The organism is Streptomyces sp. NH27 (assembly GCF_056859195.1).
On the sequence record NZ_JACEGK010000623.1, the window covers coordinates 1 to 4,258 of the forward strand.

Annotated in this window: 5 protein-coding genes; all 5 read left to right on the plus strand. The window is 69.2% G+C overall.

The features are described 5' to 3' along the window. Positions 1–75: 75 nt before the first annotated feature. Complete coding sequence (locus tag AC13HU_RS33285; protein WP_483045712.1) at positions 76–270, plus strand: hypothetical protein; 195 nt, start codon at positions 76–78, stop codon at positions 268–270. A 232-nt stretch (positions 271–502) separates the two neighbouring features. After that, complete coding sequence (locus tag AC13HU_RS33290) at positions 503–1,165, plus strand: hypothetical protein (RefSeq protein WP_483045713.1); 663 nt, start codon at positions 503–505, stop codon at positions 1,163–1,165. Then, entirely contained in the window at positions 1,150–2,169 is a 1,020-nt protein-coding gene (locus AC13HU_RS33295) for a hypothetical protein (RefSeq protein WP_483045714.1), read from the plus strand. Before AC13HU_RS33290 ends, AC13HU_RS33295 begins: the two co-directional genes overlap by 16 nt. 143 nt (positions 2,170–2,312) lie before the next feature. Continuing rightward, positions 2,313–2,957: a GntR family transcriptional regulator gene (locus tag AC13HU_RS33300; RefSeq protein ID WP_483045715.1), complete on the plus strand. Its 645-nt coding sequence runs from the start codon at positions 2,313–2,315 to the stop codon at positions 2,955–2,957. Continuing rightward, positions 2,954–4,258, plus strand: a 1,305-nt coding sequence (locus tag AC13HU_RS33305) for an MFS transporter (protein WP_483045716.1), incomplete at its 3' end; no start/stop codon positions are given. The genes AC13HU_RS33300 and AC13HU_RS33305, both read left to right, overlap by 4 nt.

Here is a 4,258-nt window from a genome sequence, read left to right on the forward strand (position 1 = left end):
GGCGGATGGGCGCCCGGGCCCGCCGCTGTGCGTGTCTCCCGCACTTCCCGTCCGTTTTGTGCTGCCATCGACCGTATGGTCGTCTCTGTCTCCGTCGTCCTGCTGCTCCTCGTCTTCGCCGGGATGCAGATGCACAACCGGTCCCTCAAGCTGAGCCACGCCATCACCTGTGTCCTGCTGGGCTTCTGCCTCGCGTCCTCCAGCCTGGCCCCCACCATCCAGTCCACCCTCACCTCCACCGCTTCCCTGGTCGGCACCATCCACCCGTAGGGCCGACCGCTCGCGGATGCGGGCGCCGCGTGATCGTGCGGGCGGGCTGCGGCTGTGCGGTTCTGGGGTTCTGCGGTTCTGCCGCGCCGGGCGTGGGCGCTGGATGATCTGTGTGCCATGCGTGCCGGGCGGGTCACAGTCCGGGAGGAACGCTTCCAGTCCCGCGCGCGGCGCCGGTAGCGTCGGAGTGCCAACTCTGTTTGCGTACAGGTATCTCACGGGGGATGTCATCGTGACCCGCTCTTCCCTGCCCGTCGCCGCGGCCACCGCGGTCGCAGCCGTGCTCCTGCTGGCCGCATGCGGCGGCGGTTCGGACGGTTCGGACAAGATCCATTCGTCGGACACCCCGACCACGAGCGCCTCGGCGCCGGCGACGACCGCGTCCCCGACCCAGGCGTCGGGGCCGGGTGCGCCGAGTTTCGACCTTCCGTCGGACATCAAAATCAACTTCGACGGGTTCGACAGCAGTGACCCGACGAAGAAGGCCGCGCTGAAGGACGCCACGTACGCGGCGACGGCGGTGGTCGAGTTCACGGCGAAGACGTACACGAAGGAACCGGCGTTCTTCAAACGGTTCTGGACCGGCGAGCACGGTGCCGAGTTCGCCGATTCGCTCATCTCGCAGGGCAAGGGCGGCAGTGTCGTCACCGGGACCTTCAACTACTACAAGCCGGTGGTGAAGAAGCTCGTCACCGGAAACCTGTCGGTCCAGTACTGCGAGGACCAGCGGAAGGCATACGGCAAGGACGCCAAGACGGGCAAGGTCAACGTGACCACACCGTCCTTGGAGGACTTCAACCTGTGGACCCTGACCATGACCAAGAGCTCGACAGGGGAATGGCAGGCTTACGACCACACGTGGCAGAGCGGGGCGAAGCAGTGTCAGATCGCCTGATACGTCGACTGTTCCGTAGCGTTGTCGTCGTCCTCACCTGCGTCTCCGCGCTGGCCGGCGCCGGCGGCGGGGCGTTTGCCAGGACCGGCAAGGGCTACGGCGATTCGAGCTCGTCCAGCAGCAGCGCCGGTGGCGAAGGAAGTTCCTACCGGGTGCACGTGGACTACACGCATCGCGGGACCTCGGACGGAGACGGCTCGGCCCCCGTCACGTCGTCCGACGCCAACTTCTCGCCGCCGGTGTGCTGGTACACGAGCTTCACGCCGGACCAGTTCCACGCGGAGATCGACAGGCGGTACGACACGGCAGGTCAGGAAGGCGCGGGGACGGTCTCCGACTACTACAACCAGATCCAGTCGCAGATGAACGACATCAAGTACCACAAGGGCGACGACGGGAGCTGGTGGGTTCTCACCTGGGACGACAACGCCCTGAACGAGCCCGGGGCGACCTGCCCGTACGACACCGGGTGGATGTGGGAGCCGCCGGCGGACCCGCCGGAAGGCGCCATTTCGCCGGAGGTGCTCTCCCAGGCCGCCTACGGGCAGTTGAAGTTGCCCACCAAGGGCGTCGAGCTCAGTCCGAAGCCGGCGAACCAGAAGGTGAACGTGCCCACGTACGTCGACTTCGAAGCGGCCGACGCGCAGGTGTCCGTCACGGCCCGGCTCACCGAGCCCGACGGCGACACGGTGGCGGCCACGGTGGTGGCGCAGCCGTACAGCCTGCATGTCGAGGCGGGGACGCGGTACGCGAGCCCGGAGAGCTGTGACTACCGGTTCAGCCGGTCGGGGGCGGGTGCCTCGCTGGACTCGTCCGGTGCGGCCTGCAACATCACGTACACGAAGGCGAGCGCGGGGACCTATACGTTCACCGCGGCCATGACGTGGCGGGTGTGGTGGACGCCGACCGCGGATGTGCGGCCGGACGGGACCGCGCTGCCCGACGGGCGGTCCGACTCCGACCAGCCCGTCACCGTCGAGGAGATCCAGGCCGTCAACCGTTGAGCTCGGTGGTCGTCAGCCGTGGACCGGGCGGGTCCGCGGCCGCGGCGTGAGCGGGGTGCGGCGGCCGGTGTCGGCGGCGTGAGGGAGGGCATTGGGCGGCGGGGTATCGTCGGATTGTGTGTTGTATCTATGATGTGCACATTATGGATACAAAGTCGCCGCCTGCCGCCGAGCGGGTCTACTTGCATGTGAAGAGCGGGGTGCTGGACCGGTCCTACGAGGGCGGGACGCTGCTGACCGAGGGGGACCTCGCCGACGCGGTCGGGGTGTCGCGGACGCCGGTGCGGGAGGCGCTGCTGAAGCTGGAGGCCGAGGGGCTGCTCAAGCTCTATCCGAAGAAGGGCGCGCTGGTGCTGCCGGTCTCCGCGCAGGAGATCGCGGATGTGGTGGAGACCCGGCTGCTGGTGGAACAGCACGCGGTCGCGAAGGTGGTGCACGCGGTGCCCGCGCGGCTGATCGAGCAGTTGGAGGAGTCGCTCGCCGAGCAGTGCGAGCACGCCGCCGCAGGCGACCTGACCGCCTTCGCCGCCGCGGACCGCACATTCCACGCGGAGATCGTCCGCGCGGCGGGCAACCGTATCCTCGCGCACCTCTACGACCAGTTGCGGGACCGGCAGTTGCGGATGGGGGTGGCGACGATGCACGCCGAGCCGAGCCGGGTGGCGAAGAACATCGCCGAACACACGGAGATCCTCCAGGCGCTGCGCAACGGCGACGAGCAGACCGCGGCGGAGGTCGTGGACCGGCATGTGTCCTGGGTCAACACGCTGGCCCGGGGCGAGTCGTGACCGCGAAGCCACTGCCGGGGGACCCACCGGGCGGCCGTCGGGCCGCGCTCGTGTGGGGGGTGGGCACCCTGGTCTACCTCGTCGCCGTCGTCCACCGCACCAGCCTCGGCGTCGCCGGGATCGACGCCGCCGCCCGCTTCCACATCGGCGCCTCCGCGCTGTCGTCGTTCTCCATCCTCCAAGTGCTCGTCTACGCGGGCATGCAGATACCCGTCGGCCTGATGGTGGACTCGCTCGGCACGAAGAAGGTGCTGATGCTCGGCGCGGTCCTCTTCACCGTCGGGCAGGGCGCGTTCGCGCTGTCGCACTCCTACGGGATGGCGCTCGCCGCCCGCGCGGTACTCGGCTGCGGCGACGCGATGACCTTCGTGAGCGTGCTGCGGTTGGGCTCGCGCTGGTTCCCCGCCCGGCGCGGGCCGATGATCGCCCAGGGTGCGGCGCTCTTCGGCGTCGCGGGCAACCTCATCTCCACGGTGGCCCTTTCGCGGGTGCTGCACTCGGCCGGCTGGACCCCCACGTTTCTCGGCACCGCGATCGGCGGCGCGTTCGTCCTCGTCCTGGTCGCCCTCTTCCTCAAGGACCACCCCGACGGGTACGTCCCCGCTCCCGCCGAGCACGCCGGACTCGCCTACGTACGACGGCAGATCGCCGATGCCTGGCGCGAACCCGGCACCCGGCTCGGCATGTGGACGCACTTCACCACGCAGTTCTCCGGGATGGTGTTCCTTCTGCTGTGGGGGATGCCGTTCCTCGTCGAGGACCAGGGGATGTCGCGTGGGGGTGCGGGCGGGATGCTCACCCTCGTGGTCCTCGCGAACATGGTGTTCGGCATGGTCTTCGGGCAGCTCATCGGGCGGCACCACGGAGCCCGGATGCCGTTGACGCTCGGCGTCATCGGGGCGACCGCGGTCGCCTGGGCGGCGGTTCTCGGCTGGCCCGGTGGGCACGATCCGTTCTGGCTGCTCGTCGTGTTGTGCGTCGTGCTGGGGGCCTGCGGCCCGGGCTCCATGATCGGGTTCGACTTCGCCCGGCCGGCGAACCCGCCGGAGCGCTTCGGGACGGCTTCCGGGATCGTCAATATCGGCGGGTTCACCGCGTCCATGGTGACCCTTCTTGCGATCGGTCTGCTGCTGGACGCCACCGGTGACGACTATCGCGTGGCCTGGAGCAGCGTGTTCGTGCTCCAACTGCTGGGGACCGTACAGATCTTGCGGCTGCGGCGGCGTGCCGCGCAGCTCGAGCGGGAGCGGGTGACCGTGAGCCGTGTGGAGAGCGTCCACCGTGGCCACGCCGCCGCGATC